Consider the following 25,995-nt stretch of genomic DNA (forward strand, 5'->3'; position numbering starts at 1 on the left):
TTACCCCATGACTGCCAAACTCATCCACGGCTACGAAGTCGTCATCGGCTTCGAAACCCACACCCAGCTCGCGACCCAGTCGAAGATCTTCAGCCGCGCGGCCACGGCCTTCGGCGCCGAGCCCAACACCCAGGCCTGCGCCGTCGACATGGCGCTGCCCGGCACGCTGCCGGTCATGAACCGCAAGGCCGTCGAGTGCGCCATCAAGCTCGGCCTGGCGCTGGGCTCGCACATCGCGCCGCGCAGCATCTTCGCGCGCAAGAACTACTTCTATCCCGACCTGCCCAAGGGCTACCAGATCAGCCAGTTCGAGATTCCCGTCGTGCAGGGCGGCGAAGTGTCGTTCTTCCTGGGCGAGGAAAAGAAAACCGTGCGCCTGGTGCGCGCCCATTTGGAAGAAGACGCGGGCAAGTCGCTGCACGAGGACTTCATCGGCCAGTCGGGCATCGACCTGAACCGCGCCGGCACGCCGCTGCTGGAGATCGTCACCGAACCCGACATGCGTTCGTCCGAGGAGGCCGTGGCCTATGCGCGCGAGCTGCACAAGATCGTGACCTGGATCGGCATCTGCGATGGCAACATGCAGGAAGGGAGCTTTCGCTGCGACGCCAACGTCTCGGTGCGCAAGCCCGGCGGCCCGCTGGGCACGCGCCGCGAGATCAAGAACCTCAACAGCTTCAAGAACATGCAGCAGGCGATCGACTACGAGATCCGCTGGCAGATCGAGGAGCTCGAGGACGGCCGCCAGATCCAGCAGGCGACGGTGCTGTTCAATCCCGACACCGGCGAGACGCGCGCCATGCGCACCAAGGAAGACGCGGCCGACTACCGCTACTTCCCCGACCCGGACCTGCCGCCGCTGGTGGTGGCCGAGAGCTGGGTCGAGCAGGTGCGCGGCGCGATGCCCGAGCTGCCGCGCCAGCGCGCCGCGCGCTTCGTGGCCGACTACGGCCTGCCCGAGTACGACGCGACGACGCTGACGCAGAGCCAGGACATGGCCAGCTACTTCGAAGCCGTGGCCCAGGCCTGCAACCAGCCCAAGCTGGCGTCGAACTGGATCATGGGCGAGATCTCGCGCCGCCTCAACACCGAGGAAATCGGCATCGACCAGGCCAAGGTCGGCAGCGCCCAGCTGGCGCAGCTGATAGGCCGCATCTCCGATGGCACGATCAGCAACAACGCCGCGCGCCAGGTGTTCGAGGCGCTGTGGGCCGGCGAGGCCGGCGATGACCTGACCAGCGTCGACGCGCTCATCGAGGCCAAGGGCCTCAAGCAGATGAACGACAGCGGCGCGCTCGAAGCCATCATCGATGAAGTCATTGCCGCCAACCCCGGCAACGTGGAGCAGTACCGCGCGGGCAAGGACAAGGCCTTCAACGCGCTGGTCGGCCAGGTGATGAAGGCCTCCAAGGGCAAGGCCAATCCCGGCCAGGTCAACGAGCTCCTGAAATTGAAACTCGCCCCCTGAGCGTCTTCGACGCTTCCCCCTCTCATCCTTCGGTGGAGGGGGAGGCCCGCTCAGGGACGGCAGCCTCGGTGCGGGGGGCCCGCCTAGGGGCGGCCCTTCCTCGCTGCCTCCTTGCTGAGCCACGCCAGTTTCCTAGGCCGCGAACTACGCCAAAGCTGAAACTGCATGCAATCTCTCACGCGACTCCTCGGCAGCTGGGGCCCTCTGGCCCAGCGCCCTTCCGGCGGCGAACTGCTGCACAGCTCGCTCGGCGCGGCACTGGGCCTGGCGCTGTCCGGGCTGCTGGTCTGGCTGGGCGCGGCCGACGGCCTGCTGTTCCTGTTTGCCCCGCTGGGCGCGAGCGCGGTGCTGGTGTTTGCGGTGCCCAACAGCCCGCTGGCCCAGCCCTGGCCGGCGATCATGGGCAATACGCTGTCGGCGCTCTGGGCGCTGCTGCTGCTGAGCGCCCTGCCCCATTTGCCCAGCCCCTGGCCCGAGGCGTTTGCCGTTGGCGGCGCGATTGCCGTGATGCTGCTGTGCCGCGCGCTGCATCCGCCGGGCGGCGCGATGGCGCTGCTGGTGGCGCTGACCGCGCCGAAGCTGGTGCCGCTGGGCTGGCACCTGATTGCCACGGTGTTCCTGTTGACGCTGGCCCTGGTGCTCGCGGGCGTGTTCTACCACCGCGCGACGCGCCGCAGCTACCCGCTGCGCCATGCCGCGCCGGCCCAGGCGCGCCAGCCCAGCGCCGGCCGGCTCGCGCTGAGCAACGCGGACCTGACGGCCCTGCTCACGCGCTTCGACCAGTCCTACAACCTCAGCCCCGAAGACCTGGGCGAACTGCTCGCGGCGGCCGAGGAACAGGCCATCCAGAAGCGCTTTGCCGCGGTGACCTGCGGCGAGGTCATGTCGGCCAGGCTGCTCACGGCCACGCCCGCGGACACGCTGGAAACCGTTGCCGACCTGTTCCACCGCCATCCGGTCAAGAGCCTGCCCGTGCTGGGCGCGCAGGGCGAGCTGCGCGGCCTGCTGCTGCGCTCGGACCTGTTCGACTGGCTTTGGGAAGGCCACCGCCGCAGCCGCTGGCGCGCGCTGCTGCGCCCGCGCCTGCCGGTGACCACGGTCGAGCGGCTGATGCGCGCGCCCGAGCTGTGCGTGCAGGAAGCCACGCCGCTGGGCGAACTGCTGGGCGCGCTGGCCCAGCACACCGTGCCCTTCATTCCGGTGCTGCGCGGCACGCAGCTCGCGGGCCTGATCACGCGCACCGATGTGATCCGCGCGCTGCTGGCGCTGCGCTAGGTCGGGCCGTGACGTTACCCCCGGGGTTACGTGACAAGCAGCGTAACGTGGCCGCCCGCCCTGCTTCGAGAAAACGGTCTACATCAATGAAATCAATGACTTGGCAAACTGCTGCGGCACGGAAACGCACCTAAATCGGATGGCATGGATGTTGCGGAACTGGACGCATGCCGGAACACGGAGCTTGCGCTTCGCACTCCGTTCAGGTTCAGACACCAGGAGCACGATCTGTATGTCCGCCCACTTCGACTTCATCCGCCGCACCCCACCCGACCTGTGGCCGCCCGCCATGGGCTCGGATGTCTATGAAGGCCCGGCCTTCGTGCCCGAAGCCTGCCAGGCGGGATTGCGCGAGCAGGCCATTGCCTATGCACTGAGCCGCCATGTGCCCGGCATGGCGCGGGGTTTCGTGGTGTCACTCAACCATGGCGAGTGGCATGTCAGCGGCGAACTGGCAAGCCGCATCGCGGCGCTGGTGCGCGAAGCGCTGCTGGACGAACTGGCACGCAACGACTGAGCGCGCGGCGCGTCCCGGCCATGCCCGGGAATTAACCTCTATGCGCTTGCGGCTTTGCGCGCCTTCAGCCCCGGCGCGGCCCAGGCCATGCCGGCGCCCCAGCCTGCCCGCAGTCACCTACACTATGCCCATGAAGCGGCCGCACGCACCAGGCCGCCACGGGTTCGATTGCGACGACAGAAAGGGACACAGCCATGAGTACCACCATTGCCCAGCTCGATCTCGACAAGCTCCGCCACATCGTGCAGAAGTTCGATGCCTCGTCGTTCACCGCTGCGGGTATCGCCAGCGAATACAGCCAGGGCACGGCCTCCGATGAAGAGGTGGCTCAGATAGAGGAACAGCTCCAGCGCCACGCGCCGGTGCTGGGCATCCAGGCCCTGCCGGCCCAGGGCAGCGGCGCCGCCACCGTCTGGCGCACGGTCTGAACACGGCCGGCGGCCGCACCCGCGCCGCCATCGCGCGGGTCTTTTCCATTGCGCTGGCGCGCGGCTGAACTTTTGCGCCTGCCGCTCAACTAACCCCTGACCTTTCACTTCCGGTTTCCTTCCTGCCCATGCCCTCCCTGGATTTCAAGCTTGAAAAAAAGCACTTCCGCCAGTTCTACGACCAGCACCTCGATGCGCTGGAGGAGGCCAAGGAGACTTTTGCGGCGCTCGCGCGCTCGCTGCTCAAGCAGGTGCCCGGGCTGCAGCTCTCGAAGATCGAGGCGCGCGTCAAGGACCGCGAGGAATGCATCCACAAGTTCCAGAGCAAATACCTGCTGCAGCTCGAAAGCGCGCAGCAGCCGTATTCCATCGAGGAGCATGTGACCGACCTGATCGGCCTGCGCATCGTGTGCCTCTACGAGGACGAAGTGCACCGCATCAAGAAGGTGCTGTCCGAGCATTTCGAGGTCATCGATACCACCGACAAGTCGGCGTCGCTGGAAAGCACCGAAGGCGAATTCGGCTACAAGGGCCTGCACCTGGACCTGCGCCTGGGCGCGGCGCGGCGCGGCCTGCCCGAATACGCGGCCTATGCCGACGCGCGCGTGGAGGTGCAGATCCGCACCATCATCCAGGATTCGTGGAGCGTGCTCGATCACCAGATCAAGTACAAGAAATCGATTCCCGGCAGCCTCAAGCGCCGCATCAACACGCTGGCCGCGCTGTTCGAGCTGGCGGACCGCGAGTTCCGCGAGATCCGCGATGCCACGGCCCAGGAACTGGCCGAGGCCGAAAGCCCGAACGCCTATCAGGAACTCGAAGCCGAGGAGCAGCCTGGCAGCCCGCCACCGCACGCGAGTGCCGCGGCCAGCGACAAGGCCCATGCCGACTCGGCGCTGGCGGCCACGGCCGCGGCCGCGCGCGGCCACCAGCTCGATGCCTTTGGCTTCCTGCGCATTGCCAACCATTTCTTCAACGGCTTCGAGTTCACGCCGCACAAGGTCGACAGCTTCACGCAGGAGATCAACAGCTTCCGCCCGGGCCTGACGCGCACCGGCTTCAACCAGAGCATGCGCACGCATGTCAGCACCGTCAAGGACTACAAGAAGCATTTCGAGCAGCAGCATGCGGGCGACACCATGAGCCCGTACGAGGTGATCCGGCACTGCATGTATCTCAGCGACAAGCGCAGCTTCCAGCACCTGCTGGGCGCCGACATGCGCCAGGCCTTCGAACGCTGGCTGGCGGCACCGCAAGACACGGCCCCCGCGCACTGACATGGATTGGTCCGAATACCCTTTTGCCCGGCTTTACACGTCGGTGCTGGCGGCGCTGTTCATCACGCTGGCCGCGGTCTGGCGCGTGCGGCGCGCGGCCCGCGCCGTGGCGGCGGATTCCTCCCAGGGGCGCACCGCCCGCCGCCTTGCCTGGGCTTTTGCTTTGGGCGCGCTGGCCTGGTGGGGCTATGCCGCCTATACCGGCTACGGGCGCTTTCTCACCGATGCGGCACTGGCGCAGCTGATGAGCACCGATACGCTGGTGTCGCTGGCGCTGTTCATTGGCGCGATTGCCTGGGGCGGGGCCTTCATGCTGCAGCTGGTGCTGCGCCTGCTGCGCAACGAGCAGCAAAGGCGCGGCTGACGCTTCAGGGCGGCGTGGTCCACAACGCGCGCAACTGCGCCAGTTCGGCATCGAAGCGCTGGTGGATGCGCCGCTTCTCCTGCTCCTGGGCGGCAAGATAGCGCGCCTGCTCGGCCATTGCGTCGTCGTTCTGGGCGACCTGGCGGCGCAGCGCCGCGGGCGCGCGCGCCGGGTCCTTGGCGTAGAACTCCATTTCGGCATCGAGCTTGCGGCGCTCGGTGCGCAGGTCGGCGACGCGGCGCTGCGCCAGCGCCGCCAGGTCGTCGATCTGGGCAATGGCCGCGGCGCGTTCGGTATCATGCGCCGCCTTGTCGGGGTAACGGTAGACCAGCGCGCGCAGGCGCCGCTCTTCCTCGCGCGCGCGCTGCTCGGCGAGTTGCTGCTGGCGGCGCTGCGCCGCCAGCGCCTCGCGCTCCACCTCGGTCAGGGTCGGGCCGACGCGCGCGCGTTCCACGCCCGAGGGGCCGTACACACGCTGTTCACGGTCGAGGCAGGCGGCAATCGGGCGGTCGGCGGTGATGCGCCGGCCCTGGGAATCAGTACAGCTGTAGATGCCGGCCTCGGTTCGAGGCTGGGCCATGGCCGGCGCCACGGCGCATGCGATGGCAGCGGCTGCCGACCCCGAAACCCTGGCGATGATCGGCATCCACTGCATGTACCGGATTACCCCTTGTCGTTGACTCCGTAACGCTGGCGATAGGCCAGCACGCGGGCATGGTGTTCCTGCATGGATTGTCCGGCATCCGGCGTGCCTTGGTCCAGATAAAACAGCAGGTCGGCCAGGTTGGCAATCGTGCAGACCTGCATGCCCAGCTGGTGGCGCACATACTGCACTGCGCTGTGCGGCACGTCCTGGCCGTTCTCGGTGGCCATTTCCTGGCGGTCGAGGGCAATCGCCACGGCATGCGGCACCGCGCCCGCGGCCTTGATCAGCGCAATCGACTCGCGCGCCGCCGTGCCCGCCGACATCACGTCGTCGATGATCAGCACCCGGCCCTGGAGCGGTGCGCCGACCAGGCTGCCGCCTTCGCCATGGTCCTTGGCTTCCTTGCGGTTGTAGGCAAACGGCACATTGCGGCCCTGGCGCGCGAGTTCCACGGCGACCGTGGCGGCCAGCGGAATGCCCTTGTAGGCCGGGCCGAACACCATGTCGAACTCCATGCCGCTGGCGAGGATCGCTTTTGCATAGAATTCTGCGAGCCGGCCCATCTTGGCGCCGTCGTCGAACAGGCCCGCATTGAAGAAATACGGGCTCATGCGCCCGGCCTTGGTCTTGAATTCGCCAAAGCGCAGCACGCCTGCGTCGACGGCAAACCGCACAAATTCCAGCGCCAGAAGATTCTTGTCGTCCTGACGCGCGTCACCTATCACCATGGGAACCATCCTTGTTCAAATTAACCAGCCTCAACCTCAACGGCATCCGCTCCGCCACCACCAAGGGCGTCGAGTCCTGGATCGCGGCCACTGCGCCGGATTGTATTTGCGTGCAGGAAGTCAAGGCCCAGGCCGCTGATATTGCCGGGCGCTTCGAAGTGCTCGCCGAACTGCGCGGACACTTCCATTTCGCCGAGAAGAAGGGCTACTCGGGCGTCGGCATCTACAGCCGGCACGAACCCAGCGATGTGGTCGTCGGCTTCGGCTCGCACGAGTTCGACGCCGAGGGCCGCTATGTCGAGGCGCGCTTCGACACGCCCGCGCGCAAGCTGTCGATCATCAGCTCCTACTTCCCCAGCGGCTCGTCGGGCGAGTTGCGCCAGAGCGCGAAATTCCGCTTCCTGGCCGAGATGCACACCCACCTGATGCGCATGAAGGGCGAACGCGAATTCGTGCTCTGCGGCGACATCAACATCGCGCACCAGAACAACGACCTGAAGAACTGGCGCAGCAACCAGAAGAACAGCGGCTTCACGCCCGAGGAACGCGCCTGGATGACGGCCCTGCTGCACACCACCGAGCCCACGGGCGGGCTGATCGACGTCTACCGCCACCTGTGCCCCGACACCACCGACGCGTGCTACACCTGGTGGAGCAACCGCGGCCAGGCCTATGCCAAGAACGTCGGCTGGCGCCTCGACTACCACCTGGCCACGCCCGCCACGGCGGCGCTGGCGCGCGCCGAGCACATCTACAAGGACGTGAAGTTCTCGGACCACGCGCCGATCACGGTGGATTACGAATTCACGCTTTGAGGCAAGGGCTACCGCGCCATTGAGTCTTGTATCTGACACAAAACCGCCATCCCGGGCGGGCCTTTTGCGGTGGCTCAAGTGGCGGGAATTAGCTTATGTCTAAACTAGGGTTATTACCTAATTCCATTGCGCAAAATGCGTTCAGCATGTTCGGTTTTATCGAACCGCAATGGCGGCGGTATTAGGACTTCGACATTCACTCTGGAACCTGATCATGAAGAAAATTCTCGCTACCCTGGCTCTGTCCGCTTGCGCTGCTGCTCCCGCCTTTGCCGCCGACTGCGCCACCACCGTTGAAGCCAACGACATGATGCAGTTCAACACCAAGAGCATCACCGTGCCCAAGGAATGCAAGAACTTCACGGTCACGCTGAAGCACACCGGCAAGATGCCCAAGACCGCCATGGGCCACAACCTGGTCGTGACCACGGCCGCCGACATGCAGGCCGTCAACGCCGACGGCATGAAGGCCGGCGCTGCGGCCGACTTCGTGAAGAAGGACGACGCGCGCGTGATCGCCCACACCAAGGTCATCGGCGGCGGCGAAAGCACCACCGTGGAATTCCCCGTGGCCAAGATCAAGGCCGGCACCGACTACAGCTTCTTCTGCTCCTTCCCCGGCCACGCCGGCATCATGAAGGGCGCGCTGAAGCTGGGCGCCTGATCGCCCTTTGCGTTTCGAACCGCCCCTGCGCAGCAGGCTGCCGGGGCTTGGGCGCAGCGGGCGCGGCGCCAGGGCGGGTCATCTGGCGCCGCCTCCCGGCACGCCAGCTCAGGGAGATTACCGAACGGCAACGATATGCCTTTCGTTATTCCACTAGACTCGGCAGTGGGTGGTATGCCATGTGGGAATGCCAGGTACAGCGAAGGTCGGGCCGCCTCGCGGCTCAACCGACTCTGTATCGATGACCGACAATCCTATCCAATGGATAGCCGCGGCTTTGTTCGCCCTGGCCCTTGCACACACCTTCGCTGCCAAGCAGCTTGAAAGACTCTCCCACCGCTTTCCGCGCCATGCAGGCTTTTTTCATCTGCTGGGCGAGGTCGAGGTGGTCTTTGGCTTCTGGGCCATCATCCTGGTCATCTTCATGGCCTTCTTCATGGGTGGGCTGGCAGCGCTGGAATACGCGGAATCACGCAACTACACCGAACCGCTGTTCGTCTTCGTAGTGATGGTGATCGCCGCCTCCCGACCCGTGCTTTGGACCGTCACGGCAGCCACCCGCAAGCTGGCGCAGCTGGCACCGGTCAGGACCTGCGTGGCGATGGTCTGGCTGGGATTGGCAGCCGTGCCCTTGCTGGGGTCCGCAGTGACCGAGCCCGCCGCCATGACGATCGCTGCCCTGATGCTCGCGCCGCTGGCCTTTCGCACGGACATTCCCGCAAGCTCCAAGTACCTGGCCCTGGGTGTGCTGTTCGTCAACATCTCCATCGGTGGCACGCTGACGGCCTATGCCGCGCCGCCCGTGCTGATGGTGGCCAGCGCCTGGAACTGGGACAGTGCCTTCATGTTCCAGAACTTTGGCTGGAAAGCGGCGCTGGCGGTGCTCGTCAACGCCACCCTTGCGACGCTGGTGATCCGCCCGCACCTGAAGGATGCCCCCGCTGACATGCAGGATGCCGGCAGGGAATCCATCCCCCTCACGGTTGTCGCCGTCCATCTGCTGCTGCTTGCCGCCGTCGTGGTATTTGCCCACCATCCGGTGGTGTTTCTGGGCCTCTTCCTGATGTTCATGGGCTATACCCATGCCTACGCCCGCCATCAGTCGCCGTTGATCCTGAAGGAGGCGCTGCTGGTGGCGTTCTTCCTGGCGGGGCTGGTCGTGCTCGGCGGCATGCAGCGGTGGTGGCTGCAACCCATCGTTTCCGGACTGGAGCCCATCGCCCTGTTTCTGGGCGCGCTGGGCCTGACGGCGATCACAGACAACGCCGCGCTCACATATCTCGGTTCTTTGATCCAGGGCATCTCCGACGAGTCCAAGTACATGCTGGTCGCCGGTGCGGTGGCGGGTGGCGGCCTGACCGTGATTGCCAACGCGCCCAATCCAGCCGGGGTGGCCTTGCTGAAGCGCGGCTTCACGGAGGAGACCGTGAGTGCGGCAGGCCTGCTTCTGGGGGCATTGCTGCCCACCAGCGTGGCGGCCCTGGCACTGCTTTTCCTCTGAAACCCCATGCAGCCGCGGCTGAAACATGGGCTTGCGGGCCGCTGCGACGCCGGGGCGGCAGAGGATGCCAGCGACTGACGTCCGGCAGGGCACACCAGGCAGTGACATCTCCATGCAATCCATAGAACGCATCCTGATCGTCGATGACGATCCCGAAATCCGCGGCCTGCTGTGCGAATACCTGGCGGCGGCGGGCTACAGGATTGCCGCCGCCGCCAACGGGACGGAAATGCAGCAGCAGCTCGCCCAGCACGCGATCTCGCTGGTCGTGCTGGACGTCATGATGCCGGGCACGGACGGGCTGACGCTGTGCCGCAACCTGAGTGCGCGCGGCGGCCCGCCGGTCATTCTGCTCACGGCCCGGGGTGCATTACTCGACCGCATCGTCGGCCTGGAGATGGGCGCCGATGACTATCTGCCAAAGCCGTTCGATCCCCGCGAGCTGCTGGCGCGCATCAAGGTCGTGCTGCGCCGCACCCACAGCTTTCCGCCGGCACGCGAGGCCGAGGCCGCGCCGGTGGTGCACTTCTGCGGGTGGCAGCTCAACACCCGCCAGCGCCAGTTGCTTTCGCCGCAGAAAATCGTCATTGCGCTGGGCGATTCGGATTACCAGGTGCTGCGCCTGCTGCTGCAGAATCCGCACCGCACGCTGAGCCGCGATTTCCTGATCGAGCAGGTCTTCGGCAAGGAGCGGGCACCGACTGACCGCGCCATCGATGTGTGCATCAGCCGCCTTCGCATGGCCCTCCAGGAGGATGCCCGTCGCCCGGCCCTGATCCGCACGGTGCGGCATGCCGGCTATGTGCTGACAGCGGACGTGCAGGAAGGCGCGCACGGACATGCCGCCGCCTGACGGCCACCCGCCGGCGGGAAGGCAGCGCTGGCGCCAGCGGTGCTGCCGGTGGCTGCGCCCCTGGAGCGACTCCCTCTGGAGCCGCCTGGCCTGGGTGCTGGGGCTGGGCATGCTGATTACCCAGGGGGTCACCAGCTCGGTATGGTTCGATCTGCGCTACCGGCACGCCATGGAAATGCCGATTCGGCTGGTTTCGGTGCAGCTGGCCGACACCCTGCGCACGCTCGAGCTGGCTTCGGCGCTGCCCGCCGCGCAGCAACTCGCCAGCCTGGAGTCGGGGCAGTTCCAGCTCACGCTGCGCCATGGGCCCATGCCCAGCGGGGAGGATCCCGATGACCTCATCCGCTCCGTCGAGGACATCTTGAACCAATCCCTCAGCGACCGGCTGGGCGTGCAGCGCCACGCACAGGTACTCGCGGCCGAACTGATCGACGACCACGGCAGGACGGCAACCCTCTGGCGCCTGCTGGCGGCACGCGAGCCGGTCGGCCACTTTCGCATAGCGGTGCCGCTGCCGGCGCAGCCAGGGCAGTGGCTGGAGGTGGTGGCGTCCGAAGCGCAGGGCGGTATCGAGGCCGAGCCGGTGAGCATGATCATCGACTATGTGCTGCGGATCTACGTCCTGCGCATCCTGCTGGTCATTGCCGTGGCGCTGCTGGCCGTGCGCTGGGTGCTGCAGCTCATGCGCCGGCTGGCTGCCGCAGCCGATGCCCTGGGACGGGATCTCCACCGCGCGCCGCTGCCCGAGGACGGGCCGCGCGAAGTGCGCCAGGCGGCGCAGACCTTCAACCTGATGCAGCGCCGACTGCTGGAGGACCGGCGTGAACGCACGCGCTTCCTGGCGGCGGTGTCGCACGACCTGCGCACGCCCATCACCCGCCTGCGCCTGCGCACGGAACTGCTGCCGTCCGGACCGCTGCAGGCCAGGTTCAGGCAGGATCTCGAGGCGATGGAACAGATGGTGTCCTCCACGCTCGACTTCATGCGCGGGGAAGAACATGCCGAAGCCCGCCAGAAGGTCGACGTGAACGGTCTGCTCGCCGGGCTGCGCGCGGACTTCGAGGAAGCTGGCGCAAAGCTGGCGCTGCAGGGGCAGGCGCGGCTGCCGCTGTCCGCGTATGCCGCCAGCCTGCGGCGCTGCCTGCAGAATCTGCTCGAGAATGCGATCCGCTACGGCGGCGCGGCGGAGATCCATGTGGCCGACAGCGCCCGGGAACTGCGCATCGCCATCGTCGACGACGGCCCGGGCATTCCCGAAGAATCGATGGAACTGGTGTTTGAACCGTTCTACTGCGTGGAGTCGTCGCGCAACGCCGAGCTCAAGGGATCGGGCCTGGGTTTGTCGATTGCACGCTCGATTGCACAGGCCCATGGCGCCACGCTGGAACTGCGCAACCGTTCCCCCAGGGGCCTGGAGGCCGTTCTGACCATTCCTCGCATCTAGCACGGGCGGCCCTGCTAGCCGACGATGAAGCTGGGCCACAGCGGCATGGGAATTCCCAGTGTCACGACATGGGCGAGATAGCTGCCCAGACCCAGCACGCCGGCAAACGCCAGCAGGGCCGCAGGCCGGATGTCCTCCCCGGACAGGCGCCAAGCAAACCCCGCAAGGTAGATGCCGCTGACCATGCCGATGGCGGGCAGGCCATAGTCCGAGAATCCCCCCAGCGCCATGGCAAACAGGGCGTTGCCGCCCAGCACCGCGAGCAGGCTGGTGGCCAGGCGCGGCCCGACGCGCAAAGGGTTGCGCTGCAGCAGCGTCATGGCCATCACGATGTCGCCGGCCAATGCGCACAGGATGCCCGCCACGACCGGGTGCGGGACCGCGGACCAGGCAGCTTCGGCGCCGCGATCGACGAAGCGTGCAGCGCACGCCAGAGCTGTGCCAAACGCACAGAAATAGGCGCCCGAAAGAAATCGGGCCAGCCGCGGGTCTGGTCTTGGGAGGTAAAGATGTCTCGGCACCGCATCAATTTATCGGCGCCCCGAAGCCGCGGCGATGCGCTTGCAGCCTCCTTTTGAATTGAAATATTGCCGCCCTGCGGGCCAACATATTCCAATACAAACGCCCTCCGCCCGCGCTCCGCGCAGTCCTAGACTCCGGCCTACCAGTGGTCCGGCGGCACCGCCGTGCTTGGCAGTCCCGATGCGCCCGGGCATCGGAACCTCCTTCTCGAGTCATTCGACTCTCAACGCTTTCAAAATGAAAATCACAAGAGACATTCATGATCTGGTGGGCGGCTTGCTGATGGCGGCCGCCGGGCTCTACTTTGCCGTTCATGGCTCCCAATATGCGTTCGGAACCACCGCCCGCATGGGTCCAGGCTACTTTCCGGTCGTGCTGGGCTGCGTTCTGTTCGTTCTGGGCCTGCTCGTCGCCCTGCCCGCGTGGTGGCGGCGGGGGCAGGCAATCGAGGTCCAGTGGAAGAACCTGGGATGGTCGATATTCGCGCTGGTGTTCTTCGCCGCGGCGTTGAACCGGCTTGGCGTCGTTCCGGCGTCCTTTGCCGCCTGCCTGCTGGCCCTGGTGCCTTCGCCCATGCGCCTGCGCACCCGGCTGGTGGTCTGCGCCTCGGTGGCGCTGCTGACCGCTCTCATCTTCCCGCTGGGCCTGCAGATGGCTCTTCCCTTGTGGCCCTGGAGCGCTTGAGCGCGTACGACTATGGAACTCCTAGGAAATCTCTGGCTTGGCCTGCAAGTGGCCGGTGAGCCCATCACGCTGGCGTACTGCTTCTTCGGCGTATTTCTCGGCACCGTCGTTGGCGTGCTGCCCGGAATCGGCGCCCTCGCGGCCATCTCGCTGCTGCTGCCCCTGACCTATCACATGACTCCCGCCGCGGCCATCATCATGCTGGCCGGTGTCTATTACGGCGCGCAGTATGGCGGCTCCACCGCCTCCATCCTGCTGAACCTGCCGGGCACGCCGTCCTCGGCCGTCACCTGCCTGGACGGCTATCCGCTGGCCAAGAAGGGCAAGGCGGGGCTGGCGCTGTTCGTGACCACCATCGCCTCGTTGGCGGGCGCGATGTCGGGCCTGGTCCTGCTGGTGCTGTTCTCGCCGCTGATCGCGGAAATCGGACTGAAGTTCGGTCCGGCAGAGTTCTTCTCGATGATGGTGCTGGGGCTGGTGGCCGCCTCTTCCATGACCGCGGGCTCGCCCGCCAAGGGGCTGTGCATGGTGGTTTTCGGCCTGCTGCTGGGCATGGTGGGAACCGATGTGAACTCGGGCGTGGCACGGTTCAGCTTCGATGTGCCGGAACTGACGGATGGCATCAATCTGGTCGCGCTGGCAATGGGCTTGTTCGGCGTGGCGGAGGTGGTTCGCAGCATCAACTCTGCCGACCTCAATCGCAAGCTGGAGAAGGTATCGCTGGCTTCCATGATGCCCACGCGGGCAGAACTGAAGACGACCGTGAAGCCCATGGCGCGTGGCTCCGCGCTGGGCGCTGCCCTGGGCGCCCTGCCGGGCGTGGGCCCCTCGATTGCCGCTTTCATGGCCTATGCCATCGAGAAGAAGGTCGCCAAGGATCCCAGCCGCTTCGGCCAGGGCGCCATCGAAGGCATCACCGCGCCGGAGTCCGCCAACAACGCGGCGGCACAGACGGCCTTCGTTCCCTCGCTGTCGCTGGGCATCCCTGGCGACGCGGTGATGGCCATCATGCTCGGCGCGCTGATCATCCATGGCATCCAGCCCGGACCGATGCTGATCACCGAGCAGCCGGCCCTGTTCTGGGGACTGATCATGAGCTTTGCGATCGGCAACATCATGCTGGTCGTGCTCAATCTGCCGACCATCGGGCTCTGGGTCGCACTGCTGCGCATTCCATTCGCATGGATGTATCCCGCCATCCTGGTGTTCGTCGCCCTCGGGGTCTACAGCGTCAACAACAACACCTTCGATATCTATTCGGTGGCGGTGCTGGGCGTGATGGGCTACGCGCTGATGGTGCTGCGCTTCGAGCCCGCGCCGCTGCTGCTGGGTTACATTCTCGGGCCGATGCTGGAAGAGCATCTGCGCCGGGGATTGCTGCTTTCGCGCGGCGACCCGATGGTCTTTGTCACGCGCCCCATCAGCGCCACGCTGCTGGCATGTACCGCTGCCATGCTGATGTGGGCGATCTGGTCGACGGTGCGCAAGTCCATCAAAGCCAAGCGCGAACTCGAGGTGGCCGAACAACTGTCAAGTTAAGGATGTGAATGCTGAGTGCAACCGGGCAACCCGCTATGGATCAGGTTTTCGGTTGGCTCGATGCCCTGCTGCTGGGCATCTTGCAGGGGGTGACGGAGTTCCTTCCCATCTCCTCGAGCGCCCACTTGCGCATCTTCGGCCCCTTGCTGGTCTCGGGGGCTGACCCGGGGGCGGCCTTCACGGCCATCACGCAGCTGGGCACGGAGCTGGCGGTGCTGCTGTATTTCCGGGCCGACATCTGGCGCATTGCAAGCCACTGGTGCCGCTCGCTGCGCGGCGGCGCCGGCGTCGACGCGCAGGCGGCTCGCCTGGGCTGGCTGGTCTTGCTGGGAACCCTGCCGATTGCGCTGCTGGGCCTGCTGCTCAAGGACTTCATCGAGCACAGCCTGCGCAATCTGTATCTCACGGCGGCGATGCTGATCGGCTTCGGCCTGGTGCTGGGGTGGGCGGATCGCATAGGGCGCAGGGCACGGGAGATGTCCTCGCTGACGGTAAAGCACGGCATCCTGATGGGCTTTGCCCAGGCCCTCGCACTGATTCCCGGCGTCTCCCGCTCTGGCGGCACCATCACCGCCGGACTGCTGCTGGGCTACACGCGCGAGGCGGCGGTCCGTTACTCGTTCCTGCTCGCCATTCCCGCCGTGCTGGCGTCTGGCCTCTATCAATTGCTGCGGTCCTGGGGCCAGCCAGGGCCCGTAGGCGCCGGCCCGACGCTGCTGGCCACGGCGGTGGCGTTCGCCGTCGGCTACATCGCGATCGCCGGCTTCATGCGGTTCATTTCGCGCCAGAGCTTTCGCCCCTTCGTCTACTACCGTATCGTTCTGGGCGTCGCCGTCATCGTGGCGCTGCAAATGGGCTGGCTCGCGCCCCTCTGAGGGTCGCCCCGGCGAGCTGGCGGCCGCGCCGGCGCAGGGCCCCACGGGCCGTGGATCGCGCCACGCCGCCGCAGCCGGCAAGTGGACGGAGTACCATCCACGCCACAGGCAGGTGACCGGCCCGCCGCCCTCTTCGGACCACCGCATGCCCTCGACCGACGATACCGCTGGATACGCCGATTCCAGTGCCTTCTCGCTGCGCCGCATCGCCCTGCCTGCCTTCGGCCCCTCGCTGATGTTCGGCATCGGCGAAGGCGCGATCCTGCCGATGATTCCGCTGATGGCGCGCGAACTCGGCGCCAGCATTGCGCTGGCCGCGCTGATGGTCACGCTGCTGGGCCTGGGCTCGCTGCTCAACAACATTCCGGCCTCGTTCATCACCATGCGCTGGGGCGAGCGCGGCGCGATCATTGCCGCGGGCTTCTGGAGCGCTGCCGCGATGCTGCTGTGCCTGCTGACGCGCCGGCTGGAGCTGTTCGGACTGGGCTGCTTCATGGTCGGCATGTCGCAGTCGGTCTACAACATCGCGCGCCAGAGCTATCTCACGGCGGCGGTGCCGATCGGTTATCGCGCCAGGGCGCTGTCGACGCTGGGCGGCGTGATGCGCATCGGCCTGTTCGTCGGGCCCTTCCTGGCGGCCACGGTGGTGCATGCCTATGGCATGGCGGCAGCGTTCTGGGTCGGCATTGCGGGCGTAGTCGGCGCCGCGCTGATCGGCATGCGCGTGCCCGACCTGCCCGAGCCGGCGCCGCCCGCGGGGCAGGCGCCGGTCCCTACCGGTTGGCGCACGATCCTCCGGGAGCATCGCCGCGTGTTCCTGACGCTGGGCCTGGCGGTGCTGCTGGTGAGCGCGGTGCGCGCCTCGCGCCAGGCGGTGCTGCCGCTGTGGGCCGACCATCTGCTGCTCGCGCCCGCCGCGGCCTCGCTGATCTACGGCCTCGCGGGCGGCATCGAGATGCTGCTGTTCTATCCCGCGGGCAAGATCATGGATGCGCGGGGCCGGCGCTGGGTCGCGCTGCCCTCGATGCTGATCATGGGCGCGGCGCTGGCGCTGGTGCCGTTCACCACCGGCTTCACCAGCCTGCTAATTGCGGCCATGGCGATCGGCTTTGCCAACGGCATCGGCTCGGGCCTGATCATGACGCTGGGCGCCGACCACGCGCCGCGCCACGGCCGCGCCTATTTCCTCGGCGTCTGGCGCTTCATGGCGGATCTCGGCTCGACGGCCGGGCCGGCGCTGGTGGCGCTGCTCGCGGCCGCGGTATCGCTGCCGCTGGGCGTGGGCGCGACCGGCGCGATTGCGTTCACGGCCGCGGCGCTGATGGCGCGCTGGGTGCCGGCGCGCACGCCGCAGGCATGAAAAAACGCCCTGGGCATCGCTGCACAGGGCGTCTTGCATGGCGCGGCCCGTTGCCGGGCCGGGATTGAGCGTTTACTTTTTGAGCTTGTACGCCACCACATAGTCGCCGGCCTTGGTGCCGATCGAGCCGTGGCCGCCGGCCACCAGCACGACCATCTGCTCGCCCTGGCTGTTGAGGTAGCTCATGGGCGTAGCCTGGCCGCCCGCGGGAATGCGCACATCCCACAGGATCTTGCCGCTGGCCACGTCATAGGCGCGGAAGTTGTTGTCCACGGCAGCGCCGAGGAAGGCCACGCCGCTCGCGGTCATCAGCGGGCCGCCGATGCCGGGCACGCCGACGCGGATCGGCAGCGGCACGGGCGACAGGTCGCGGATGGTGCCGTTGCGGTACTGGTAGGCGATCTTGCCGGTACGCAGGTCGGCAGCAGCCACCGTGCCCCATGGCGGCACCTGGCAGGGCACGCCGATCGGCGACAGGAAGGGATGCATGCGCACGCCGTAGTCGGCGCCGACGTTGGCGTTCAGGCCCTGCTCGCCGGCATTGGTCTGCTGCCCGCGCACATGCTCCTGCGGCACCAGCGTCGAGACGAAGGCCAGATAGGTCGGCATGCCGAACATCACCTGGCGCTGCGGATCGACCGCGACGCTGCCCCAGTTGAAGACGCCGAAGTTGCCCGGATAGACCAGCGAACCCTGCAGCGACGGCGGCGTGTAGCGGCCCTCGTAGCGCAGCTTCTTGAACGCGATACGGCACATCATCTGGTCGATGAGGCTGGCACCCCACATGTCCGATTCGCGCAGTGGCGGCGGCTCGAAGCTCAGTGCCGAGGTCGGCTGCATCGCGGCCACGGTCTGGCCCGGAATCTCCGTGCCCTGGGGCGCGGCGCGTTCGGTGATGGCATGCACCGGGCTGCCGTCGCGGCGGTCGAGCACATAGACATCGCCCTGCTTGGTCGGCACCACGATGGCCGGGGTCCGGCCCTTGGCGAGATCCAGGTCGAGCAGCACGGGCTGGGCCGGCGAATCCATGTCCCACAGGTCGTGGTGCACGAACTGCTGCACCCAGCGCACCTGGCCGGTGGCGAGGTCCAGGGCCACGACCGACGTCGCGTACTTTTCCTCGTCGGCATTGCGGTAGATGCCCAACTGGTCCGGCGTGCGGTTGCCCATCGGGAAGTAGACCATGCCCAGTTCCATGTCGACGCTGGCCACCGACCAGCTGTTGGGCGACGAGGCGGTATAGGTCTGGCTGCGGTCGTTCGGATCGAAGGCCGTGGTGTCGCCGGCCTTGCCCGAGTCCCAGTTCCACAGCAGCTTGCCGGTGTGCACGTCATACGCGCGGATCACGCCCGAGGGCGAGTTCACGGCGTAGTTGTCGTTCACCGCACCGGCGACGATCACGCGGTCGCCCGCGACGGCCGGTGGCGAGGTCGAGTAGTAGAAGCCCGACTGCTTGAACGGCATGTTGTGCGTCAGGTCGAGCGCGCCATCCTTGCCGAAGTCGGCGCAGGGCTTGCCGGTGGCGGCATCGAGCGCGTAGAGCTTGGCATCGGAGGTGGGCAGGAAGATGCGCTTGGCGCACAGCGCCGGGGCGGCGGCCGGCGTACCGGCGGCCGGCGCTCCGGCGGCCGGCGTACCGGCGGCCACGGGCGCATCGCTGTGATACGACACGCCGCGGCAGGTCTGGTGCTGGCGCTGCTTTTCCAGACCCGACTTCGGATCGAAGCGCCAGCGTTCCTTGCCGGTGTCGGCATCGAGCGCAATGGCCAGGCTGTGCGGCGTGCACAGGTACAGCGTGTCGTTGATCTTGAGCGGCGTGGCCTGGTAGGTGGTCTCGCCGACGTCGCCCGGGCCGCGCATGTCGCCGGTGCGGATCTGCCAGGCAACGTCGAGCTTGCCGACATTCTCGGGCGTGATCTGCTTGAGCGGCGTGAAGCGCTGGCCATGCTGGGTGCGGCCATAGGCCGTCCATTCGCCTTCGGCCAGCGGGCTGTCGCCCAGCTTGGGGTCGGCGTTGACGATGTCCATCGCCAGCGTGCCTTCGGTCTCATGCAGGTGGCGTGGAATGCCCACCAGCGCGACCACGGCCGACAGCAGCGCCGTGCCCAGCACCGGCCAGCCCAGGCCGAAGTGGCCCGTGCCCTGCGCATTGCGGCGCGAAGCCGGAATCGCCATGACCAGGCCGACGATGACCGGCAGGCCCAGGCGCGTGGCCAGCGGCCACCAGTACAGGCCCGCTTCCCACAGCGACCAGGCCAGCAGCACCAGCAGCCAGATCGCGTACAGCGGCGTGGCCCAGCGCTTGCGCTGGAACACGCCAACGGCCACGGCCAGCACGACCAGGCCGCTGAACAGATAGAACGGGCTGCCGCCCAGGGTCAGCAGATAGACGCCGCCCGCGGTGAGCGGCAGGCCCAGCAGCGCCAGAAGCAGCAAGGTCAAGACACGCATGACGCGCCCTTCCCGCAGATGAATGAGAGGTTTGAGGCCATGTTTGAAATATGGTTTTTGTGCATGGTTGGAGAAATATGCGGCGCTGGCGCGGCGCGATTCGCATGCGCGCGAGGTAAATGCGAAAGAGGCGCCCGCAGCAATGCCGCCCGGGTCGCCATCTTATTTACGCGGGAAAGAGCTTGTTGCCAGCGTTACTATTTCGGACACCTGTGTCCGAAGCGGAAAAATGCATCCCACACTCTGCCAAAGCCGGCCGCGCCAAGCGATGGCCTGGGAAACACTTGCCGCATACGGCATCGGACCTCTGCAGAAAAATCCGCACTTCAGAATGCGCGCAAAAGACGGCACATTATCTGACAGCCGTAAATAATCAGCGGTGTTAATGATCCCCGCGACGCCCCATAATCCACCGAAAATCAGCCATCGAGAACCAAAGACGGCTCGGCGTTGAGAAGCCGGATATCCGAGGATGCGCGCACCGGCCGCGCTGAAGCATTATGGACAGCAGCGATGCAGGCGCGGCAGGCTCAGGGCGCTTCGTCGGCAAAGATCGCCACCGCGCGCGTCCAGCCGGCCGAGGCGCCGCGGATCTTGTGCGGAAAGCAGCTGATCATGAAGCCCGTGGCCGGCACCGCCTCGAGGTTGTGCAGCTTCTCCAGATGGCAGTAGCCGATGTCGCGGCCGGCCTTGTGCCCTTCCCAGATCAGCGCCTTGTTGCCGGTCTCGGCCACGCGCGCCGCGGTGTACGAGAACGGCGCATCCCAGCTCCAGGCATCGGTGCCCGTGAGGCGCACGCCGCGCTCGAGCAGGTACATCGTCGCCTCGTAGCCCATGCCGCAGCCCGCGCCCAGATAGTCGGGGTGGCCGTAGCGGCTGCCGGCGCGCGTGTTCACGACCACGATGTCCAGTGGCTGGAGTTCGTAATCGATGCGCTGCAGTTCGGCTTCGACATCGGCCGCGGTGGCGACGTAACCGTCGGGAAAGTGGCGGAAGTCCAGCTTCACGCCGGGCTGGAAGCACCATTCGAGCGGCACCTGGTCGATGGTGATCGACGGCCGCGCGCCGCCCAGCTTGGCATCCTGCGTCGAATGGAAATGCCAGGGCGCATCGAGGTGGGTGCCGTTGTGCGTCGTGAGCGTGACCCACTCGGCCGCGGCCGCCTCGCCATCGGGATAGTCCGCGGGCGTGGTGCCCGGGATCATCGCCATGAACTCGGGCAGCGTGTCGGCGTGCTTCTGGTAGGTGATCTTGGGCGCCAGCGGCGGCGGGTCCGAGAGCACGTCGTTCTCGAGATAGATCGACAGGTCGACAAAGCGGTGCTTGGGCTTCTTCATGCGCATCTCCTCAGGAAGCCACCACGCCCACGGCGCGCGCCAGTGCCTGGTGGACCTGGATTTCCTTCTGATAGAACTGCTCCAGCGCGGCCAGGGTCATCGGCCCCTGCGGATCGGTGCCCTGGCTGCGCAGGAAGGCCTGCACGTCGGGGTCGCGCATCGCGGACTCGAAGGCGGTGTTGATGCGCTGCGCCGCGGCCTCTGGCACGTTGCGCGGCACCAGCAGCGCACCCCAGGCGGTGTGCACGAAGTTCTTCAGCGCGGGCTCGAGCGTCTTGAGCGGCGTGGCCTGCGGCAGCAGCGCCGGCGCCTGCTCGGCGGTGCTGCCGAAGGCACGCAGCTTGCCGGTCATGATCAGATCGAGCGCCAGCCCGCCCAGCGGCACGAACGACAGGTCGATCTGCCCGCCCGCGAGGTCCTGCACCGCCGGCGGCACGCCGCGGTAGGGGATGTACGCCAGCTCCACGCCGCACAGCTGCGCCCACTGCGCACCCATCAGGTGGATCATCGAGCCCTGGCCGATATGGCCGAAGCTCAAGGGCTTGCCGGACCTGTCGGCCTGGCGCGCCAGCGCCAGCAGTTCCGAATGCTTTTGCGCGGGCAGGTCGGGCCGGCCGGCCAGCACATAGCTGGTGCGGCCCAGCAGGCCCACGGCGCGCATCTGACCGGGCTTGTAGCGCACGCTGAGCAGCGTCGCGGGGGTGAGGATGGGCTCGGTCTGCGAGACCATCACCGCGGTCATGCCGTCGGCGGGCGCATTGAGCATGCGCTGCACGCCGATGGCGCCGCCCGCGCCGGGCAGGTTCTCGACGATCACGGTCTGCCCCAGCGACTGCTGCATCAGCTGCTGGAGCTTGCGCGCGAAGACATCGCTGGGATTGCCCGCGGGCTGGGGCACGATGATCGAGAAATGGCGCCCGTTCTGCGCCAGTGCCCGCGGCCCGAAGGCGCTCGCGGCCAGCGCCAAGAGCATGGAACGCCGGGTTGCCGGCAAGGCCTGTTGTGCGTGATTCATGAACTGCTCCCTGTGCTTCAAAACCGGTGCCGGATGCCCAGCGCCACGCTGGTGCCGCGGGCCTCGACGGCCTGCGCCGGCGCGCCCAGCGTCTGGGTGCGCGTCTGGTCGCGCATCAGCACCAGGTAGGCATCGGTGCGCTTGGACAGCAGATGGTCGTAGCCCAGGCTCAGCAGCTTGCGCTGCAGGTTGCCGCCGGCGGCCGTGGCCGGCACCGCCAGCACCGCGTCGCCGGTGCGGCGCGAGGCATAGCCCGCCAGCAGCCGGCCCGCGCCCAGCGGCACCGCAGCGCTCAGCTCCCACAGGCGGTAGCCGATATCGAGCGGCTGCGCCGCCGTGCCGCGGTTCTGGATGCCGCCCAGGTGCGCGAACAGCTTCACGCTGCTGAAGTCATAGGAGGCGGCCAGCTGCCAGGCGCGCGTGTCGTTGGGCGAGGTGCCGTCGGCAAATGTCAGCGGGTTGCGCTTGACGCTTTGCAGCGCCAGCGATGCCGCCAGCGGACCCTGCGCATAGGCCAGGCGCAGCGCACTGTTGCCGCCGCCCTGGCCTTCGGAAAACCCATAGGCGGCCGCGGCGCTGACACCGCTCCAGACCGGGGTTTCATAGGTCACGGAATTGGCCCAGCCCGTGCCGCCCGTGAGCGGGCTGCCGATGAAGGTCGTGAGGTTGAGCGGACTCAGCGCCGTGGAGTCGCCAAACGCGTTCGAGGTGATGCTGTTGACGAACAGCAGCGAGGACATGTTGCCCAGGCGCACGCGCCCCCAGGCGGGATGCGCGAGCCCGACCCAGGCGAACCGCGAGAACGCCGGATCGGCCGCGACGTTGACCGGTGCGCCGATCGCATCGTTGCGCCCGAGCTGGCCGGTATCGTTGCGCACGAAGGACGACAGCTCGAAGGCGGCGCTGAGCCCGCCGCCCAGGTCCTCGCTGCCGCGCAGGCCCCAGTGGCTGGTCGACAGGTTGCCGCTGTTGAGCTTGGACTGGGCCTCGTCCTGCGCGTTGACCCCGCCCGGCGCGCCCTTGAAGCGGCCCACGCCGGCGTCCATCAGGCCATAGAACTGCAGGCTGGAGCCGGCAGCGCCCTGGGCGTGGGCGCCGGAAATGGCGGCTGCGGCCAGCGCCAGCAGGACGGTGTTGCGGCGCCTGGGCCGCATGGACGCGGGCACGCCTGCCGTGTCGGCATGGTTTTGCATGGTGTTTGTCTCCCGTTGATATTGTTTTTGCTGCCGCCGGCCTCGGCGCCGGCAACAGGGATGCACTCTAGAGACTTGGCTTGTATTCCTGAAATGGATTCTTTAAATTCCAGCAATCCATGCGATGAATACCAATAAGAACCCTGGGACATGCGCTTCAACAAACTCGACCTGAACCTGCTGGTGGCGCTTGATGCGCTGCTGGCCGAACGCAACATCAGCCGTGCAGGCCAGCGCCTGCACCTGAGCCAGCCCGCGATGAGCAACGCGCTGGCGCGGCTGCGCGATTACTTCGGCGACGAACTGCTGGCCGTGCAGGGGCGGCAGATGGTGCTCACGCCGCGCGCGCTGGGCCTGATCGAGCCGGTGCGCGAGGTGCTGGCACGCATCGACAGCACGATCACCACGCCGCCGGTGTTCGATCCGGCCAGCGCCACCCGTACCTTCGTGCTGCTGCTGTCGGATTTCACCACCGCGGTGTTCGTGCCGCCGCTGCTCGAGGCGCTGTACCGCGAGGCGCGCGGCATAGGCATCGAGCTGCGCGCGCTCAACGACAAGCCGGGCGAGCAGCTCGATCAGGGCGACGCCGACCTGCTGGTCATTCCCGCGCAGTTTGCCGCGCCGGGCCATCCGTCGCAGCCCCTGTTCGAGGAGGAATACCTGTGCGTGACCTGGAACGGCAACAGCCGCATCCGCACGCAGTTGACCTTCGAGGATTATGTCGAGTGCGGCCATGTCGTGGCCAACTACGCCACGGGCCAGCAGCGCGCGGCATTCGACGGCTGGTTCCTGGAGCGCTTCGGCATCAAGCGCCGCGTCGAGGTGTCCGCGCCCAGCATGACGGCGCTGGCGCAGATGGTGATTGGCACCGACCGCATCGCCACCATGCACCGGCGGCTGGCGCTGCAGGCGGAAAAAGTGCTGCCGATCCGGCTGTGGCCGCCGCCGCTCGAAGTGCCGACGCTGGTGCAGACGCTGCAGTGGCACCGGCACCGCGATGCCGATCCGGCGCTGCAATGGCTGCGCGAACTCGCGCTGCGCGTGGGCCGCGCGATCTGAGAAGATAGGCACCATGCTTGAATACCTCACCATCCCTGTCACCGCCTTCCAGCAGAACTGCTCGCTGGTCTGGTGCAGCGAAAGCCGCGACGCGGCCGTGATCGATCCGGGCGGCGACCTGCCGCGCATCCTGGCCGCGGCCGAGCGCCTGGGCTTGAACCTGCGCGCGATCTGGCTCACGCATGCGCACATCGACCACGCAGGCGGCGCGGGCGAGCTGGCGCAGTCGCATGCGCTGCCCATCATCGGCCCGCAGGAGGGCGATCAGTTCTGGATCGACGGCCTGCCGCAGCAAAGCGCGATGTTCGGATTTCCACCCGCGCAGCGCTTCACGCCCACGCGCTGGCTGCATGACGGCGACAGCGTGCAGATCGGCCGCGAAACACTGCACGTGCGCCACTGCCCGGGCCACACGCCCGGCCATGTGGTGTTCCACGCACCGCAGATCGAGCGCGTGTTCGTCGGCGACGTGCTGTTCGCGGGCAGCATCGGCCGCACCGATTTTCCCCAGGGCAACCACGAGCAGCTGATTGCCAGCATCGTCGAGAAGCTGTGGCCCATGGGCGAGAACACGGTGTTCATTCCGGGACACGGGCCGGAAAGCTCGCTCGGGCGCGAGCGCTTGAGCAACCCTTATGTGGGCGGGACCTGAGGGCGCGCGGCTTTCCTGAGCATAGGACGTTCATCCTTCGACGGGCTCAGGACGAACGGAGGGAGTAGGTCGCTAGCCTTCAAAGCGTTCGTGGCGACCAAACCGTCCGTGTGATCAAACCGTTCGTGGTGAGCCCGTCGAACCATGAACGGCCCGCACGCATGATTCGAGCCCCGGACGAACTTGGGGGCCTGGTTTTGCCGCCGGGCCGGCCTGGGCGGCCCCCCCCCCAAGGCAAAACGCGATTGGGGGGCTCTGCCCCCCCAGGAGAGCCACACGCAGTGGGCGAACGTGGGGGCTTGTTTTGCCGCCGGGCCGGCCTGGGCGGCCCCCCCCAAGGCAAAACGCGATTGGGGGGCTCTGCCCCCCAGGAGAGCCACACGCAGTGGGCGAACGTGGGGGTTTATTTCCTCGCCTGCCGATACAAGCCCTCGACTTTCGGCACATTCCTCTGCAGTTCGCGAATCCGGTCCGGGCCGCTCGGGTGGGTGGAGAGAAAAGCCAGGCCGTTGCCGCCACCGCCGCCCGTGGCCTGGCCCATCTTCTGCCACAGCGTGACCGCGGCCTGCGGGTCGTAGCCGGCGCGCGCCGCCATTTCCAGGCCCACCAGGTCGGCATCGCTTTCATCGGCGCGGCTGAAGCGCAGGCTCAGCAGCTGCGAGCCGAGCTTGGCCGCGGCGTTGCCCAGGTCGCCCAGGCCCAGCAGTTGCGCGCCCAGCGACAAGCCGATGTTGGTGGCCTGGTTCTTGGCCAGTTGCTCGCGCGAATGTTCGCGCAGCGCGTGCGCCATCTCGTGGCCCATGATCATGGCCGCCTCGTCATCGGTCAGCGCCAGCTTGTCGAGAATGCCGGTGTAGAACGCGATCTTGCCGCCGGGCATGCAGAACGCGTTGATTTCCTTGCTGCCGATCAGATTCACTTCCCAGCGCCAGGAACGCGCGCGCTCGTTCCATTGCGTGGCCTGCGGCACCAGCCGGCCCGCAATGGTGTGCAGGCGGCGCAGCTGCGGGTTGGTCGAGGGCGCAAGCGCGCCCTGGGCCTTGGCCTGGGCCAGCAGCTGCTGGTATTGCTGCGTGGCCGCCTCCTCGAGCGTCTCGGCGGGCACCAGCTGGCGCAGGCGCGAGCCGCCGCCGACATCGACCTGGGCCAGCGCCGCGCCGCCGGCCGTGGCCAGTGCCGCCGCGCCGCCCAGGCGCAGGAAGGCGCGCCGCGCCTGCCACGGGCTTGCGGCCGCGCAGCTGCAATGCCAGCAACTGGCGGCCGAGGAAAGAGTGGAATGGTCGAGATGCTGCATGCGCAAAAGTCTAGCGGTTCTGCCACTGCGGGCC

At 67.2% G+C, this 25,995-nt stretch carries 26 protein-coding genes; 18 read left to right on the forward strand and 8 right to left on the reverse strand.

Annotated features, from left to right (window positions below; translation table 11 throughout):
* Positions 1–7 precede the first annotated feature (7 nt).
* From gatB to HUK68_RS18195, 6 genes are all read left to right on the forward strand, one after another.
* Positions 8–1,468: an Asp-tRNA(Asn)/Glu-tRNA(Gln) amidotransferase subunit GatB gene (gene gatB / locus HUK68_RS18170; RefSeq protein ID WP_175505458.1), complete on the forward strand. Its 1,461-nt coding sequence runs from the start codon at positions 8–10 to the stop codon at positions 1,466–1,468.
* A 165-nt stretch (positions 1,469–1,633) separates the two neighbouring features.
* Positions 1,634–2,743, forward strand: a complete 1,110-nt coding sequence (locus HUK68_RS18175; protein ID WP_175505459.1) for an HPP family protein — start codon at positions 1,634–1,636, stop codon at positions 2,741–2,743.
* Positions 2,744–2,975: 232 nt separating this feature from the next.
* Positions 2,976–3,260 carry a hypothetical protein gene (locus tag HUK68_RS18180; RefSeq protein ID WP_175505460.1) on the forward strand — a complete coding sequence of 95 codons (285 nt, stop codon included), beginning with the start codon at positions 2,976–2,978 and terminating at the stop codon, positions 3,258–3,260.
* Between the two features lie 194 nt (positions 3,261–3,454).
* The gene (locus HUK68_RS18185) at positions 3,455–3,688 is read left to right on the forward strand and encodes a hypothetical protein (protein WP_175505461.1); all 234 of its coding nucleotides are present in this window, start codon (positions 3,455–3,457) and stop codon (positions 3,686–3,688) included.
* Between the two features lie 128 nt (positions 3,689–3,816).
* Positions 3,817–4,965, forward strand: coding sequence for a GTP pyrophosphokinase (locus HUK68_RS18190; protein ID WP_175505462.1), 1,149 nt, complete (start codon positions 3,817–3,819; stop codon positions 4,963–4,965).
* 1 nt (position 4,966) lies between these two features.
* Complete coding sequence (locus HUK68_RS18195) at positions 4,967–5,329, forward strand: hypothetical protein (RefSeq protein WP_175505463.1); 363 nt, start codon at positions 4,967–4,969, stop codon at positions 5,327–5,329.
* Positions 5,330–5,333: 4 nt separating this feature from the next.
* Here HUK68_RS18195 and HUK68_RS18200 read toward each other — a convergent pair whose 3' ends face one another.
* Both HUK68_RS18200 and pyrE read right to left on the reverse strand, forming a co-directional pair.
* The gene (locus tag HUK68_RS18200) at positions 5,334–5,984 is read right to left on the reverse strand and encodes a DUF4124 domain-containing protein (RefSeq protein ID WP_434082448.1); all 651 of its coding nucleotides are present in this window, start codon (positions 5,982–5,984) and stop codon (positions 5,334–5,336) included.
* 8 nt (positions 5,985–5,992) lie between these two features.
* Positions 5,993–6,703 carry an orotate phosphoribosyltransferase gene (gene pyrE / locus HUK68_RS18205; RefSeq protein WP_175505465.1) on the reverse strand — a complete coding sequence of 237 codons (711 nt, stop codon included), beginning with the start codon at positions 6,701–6,703 and terminating at the stop codon, positions 5,993–5,995.
* Positions 6,704–6,714: 11 nt separating this feature from the next.
* Here pyrE and HUK68_RS18210 point away from each other — a divergent pair, with 11 nt between their 5' ends.
* The 5 genes from HUK68_RS18210 (at position 6,715) to HUK68_RS18230 (ending at position 11,980) form a co-directional block, all read left to right on the forward strand.
* Complete coding sequence (locus HUK68_RS18210) at positions 6,715–7,518, forward strand: exodeoxyribonuclease III (protein ID WP_175505466.1); 804 nt, start codon at positions 6,715–6,717, stop codon at positions 7,516–7,518.
* Between the two features lie 214 nt (positions 7,519–7,732).
* Positions 7,733–8,182 carry an azurin gene (gene azu, locus HUK68_RS18215; protein ID WP_175505467.1) on the forward strand — a complete coding sequence of 150 codons (450 nt, stop codon included), beginning with the start codon at positions 7,733–7,735 and terminating at the stop codon, positions 8,180–8,182.
* Positions 8,183–8,423: 241 nt separating this feature from the next.
* Positions 8,424–9,683 (forward strand): putative Na+/H+ antiporter, encoded by a 1,260-nt coding sequence (locus HUK68_RS18220; protein WP_175505468.1) that lies wholly within the window; start codon positions 8,424–8,426, stop codon positions 9,681–9,683.
* A 112-nt stretch (positions 9,684–9,795) separates the two neighbouring features.
* Positions 9,796–10,536 (forward strand): response regulator, encoded by a 741-nt coding sequence (locus HUK68_RS18225; protein WP_175505469.1) that lies wholly within the window; start codon positions 9,796–9,798, stop codon positions 10,534–10,536.
* A complete protein-coding gene (locus tag HUK68_RS18230) occupies positions 10,523–11,980 on the forward strand; it encodes a sensor histidine kinase (RefSeq protein WP_175505470.1) in 1,458 nt (485 codons plus the stop codon). The genes HUK68_RS18225 and HUK68_RS18230 overlap by 14 nt, the downstream gene beginning before the upstream one ends.
* Before the next feature lie 14 nt (positions 11,981–11,994).
* Here the strand turns inward: HUK68_RS18230 and HUK68_RS18235 are convergent, their stop codons facing one another.
* Positions 11,995–12,345 (reverse strand): hypothetical protein, encoded by a 351-nt coding sequence (locus tag HUK68_RS18235; RefSeq protein WP_175505471.1) that lies wholly within the window; start codon positions 12,343–12,345, stop codon positions 11,995–11,997.
* Positions 12,346–12,739: 394 nt separating this feature from the next.
* Here HUK68_RS18235 and HUK68_RS18240 point away from each other — a divergent pair, with 394 nt between their 5' ends.
* The 4 genes from HUK68_RS18240 to HUK68_RS18255 all read left to right on the forward strand — a co-directional run bounded on the left by HUK68_RS18240 (position 12,740) and on the right by HUK68_RS18255 (position 16,960).
* Positions 12,740–13,186: a tripartite tricarboxylate transporter TctB family protein gene (locus HUK68_RS18240; protein WP_175505472.1), complete on the forward strand. Its 447-nt coding sequence runs from the start codon at positions 12,740–12,742 to the stop codon at positions 13,184–13,186.
* A gap of 12 nt (positions 13,187–13,198) precedes the next feature.
* Positions 13,199–14,725, forward strand: coding sequence for a tripartite tricarboxylate transporter permease (locus HUK68_RS18245; RefSeq protein WP_175505473.1), 1,527 nt, complete (start codon positions 13,199–13,201; stop codon positions 14,723–14,725).
* A 35-nt stretch (positions 14,726–14,760) separates the two neighbouring features.
* The gene (locus tag HUK68_RS18250) at positions 14,761–15,600 is read left to right on the forward strand and encodes an undecaprenyl-diphosphate phosphatase (protein WP_175505474.1); all 840 of its coding nucleotides are present in this window, start codon (positions 14,761–14,763) and stop codon (positions 15,598–15,600) included.
* Positions 15,601–15,745: 145 nt separating this feature from the next.
* Complete coding sequence (locus tag HUK68_RS18255; RefSeq protein ID WP_175505475.1) at positions 15,746–16,960, forward strand: MFS transporter; 1,215 nt, start codon at positions 15,746–15,748, stop codon at positions 16,958–16,960.
* Positions 16,961–17,032: 72 nt separating this feature from the next.
* Here HUK68_RS18255 and HUK68_RS18260 read toward each other — a convergent pair whose 3' ends face one another.
* Complete coding sequence (locus tag HUK68_RS18260) at positions 17,033–19,411, reverse strand: membrane-bound PQQ-dependent dehydrogenase, glucose/quinate/shikimate family (RefSeq protein WP_175505476.1); 2,379 nt, start codon at positions 19,409–19,411, stop codon at positions 17,033–17,035.
* Between the two features lie 43 nt (positions 19,412–19,454).
* Here HUK68_RS18260 and HUK68_RS18265 point away from each other — a divergent pair, with 43 nt between their 5' ends.
* A complete protein-coding gene (locus HUK68_RS18265; RefSeq protein ID WP_175505477.1) occupies positions 19,455–19,784 on the forward strand; it encodes a hypothetical protein in 330 nt (109 codons plus the stop codon).
* A gap of 157 nt (positions 19,785–19,941) precedes the next feature.
* On the opposite strand, the gene HUK68_RS18270 is transcribed toward HUK68_RS18265, so the two are convergent.
* From HUK68_RS18270 to HUK68_RS18280, 3 genes are read right to left on the reverse strand one after another with little or no spacing between them, the layout of a single operon-like run.
* The gene (locus HUK68_RS18270; protein WP_175505478.1) at positions 19,942–20,748 is read right to left on the reverse strand and encodes a cyclase family protein; all 807 of its coding nucleotides are present in this window, start codon (positions 20,746–20,748) and stop codon (positions 19,942–19,944) included.
* A gap of 10 nt (positions 20,749–20,758) precedes the next feature.
* On the reverse strand, positions 20,759–21,763 hold the full coding sequence (locus HUK68_RS18275) for a tripartite tricarboxylate transporter substrate binding protein (RefSeq protein WP_175505479.1): 1,005 nt from the start codon (positions 21,761–21,763) through the stop codon (positions 20,759–20,761).
* Between the two features lie 17 nt (positions 21,764–21,780).
* Positions 21,781–22,956 (reverse strand): porin, encoded by a 1,176-nt coding sequence (locus tag HUK68_RS18280; protein ID WP_175505480.1) that lies wholly within the window; start codon positions 22,954–22,956, stop codon positions 21,781–21,783.
* Between the two features lie 150 nt (positions 22,957–23,106).
* Here HUK68_RS18280 and HUK68_RS18285 point away from each other — a divergent pair, with 150 nt between their 5' ends.
* Together HUK68_RS18285 and HUK68_RS18290 are read left to right on the forward strand one after the other, a co-directional pair.
* Positions 23,107–24,015, forward strand: coding sequence for a LysR family transcriptional regulator (locus HUK68_RS18285; RefSeq protein WP_175505481.1), 909 nt, complete (start codon positions 23,107–23,109; stop codon positions 24,013–24,015).
* A 13-nt stretch (positions 24,016–24,028) separates the two neighbouring features.
* Entirely contained in the window at positions 24,029–24,667 is a 639-nt protein-coding gene (locus HUK68_RS18290) for an MBL fold metallo-hydrolase (protein ID WP_175505482.1), read from the forward strand.
* Between the two features lie 403 nt (positions 24,668–25,070).
* On the opposite strand, the gene HUK68_RS18295 is transcribed toward HUK68_RS18290, so the two are convergent.
* On the reverse strand, positions 25,071–25,961 hold the full coding sequence (locus HUK68_RS18295; RefSeq protein ID WP_175505483.1) for a M48 family metallopeptidase: 891 nt from the start codon (positions 25,959–25,961) through the stop codon (positions 25,071–25,073).
* Positions 25,962–25,995 lie beyond the last annotated feature (34 nt).

This window comes from Comamonas antarctica (assembly GCF_013363755.1).
GTDB classification, from domain to species: Bacteria; Pseudomonadota; Gammaproteobacteria; order Burkholderiales; family Burkholderiaceae_C; genus Comamonas; species Comamonas antarctica.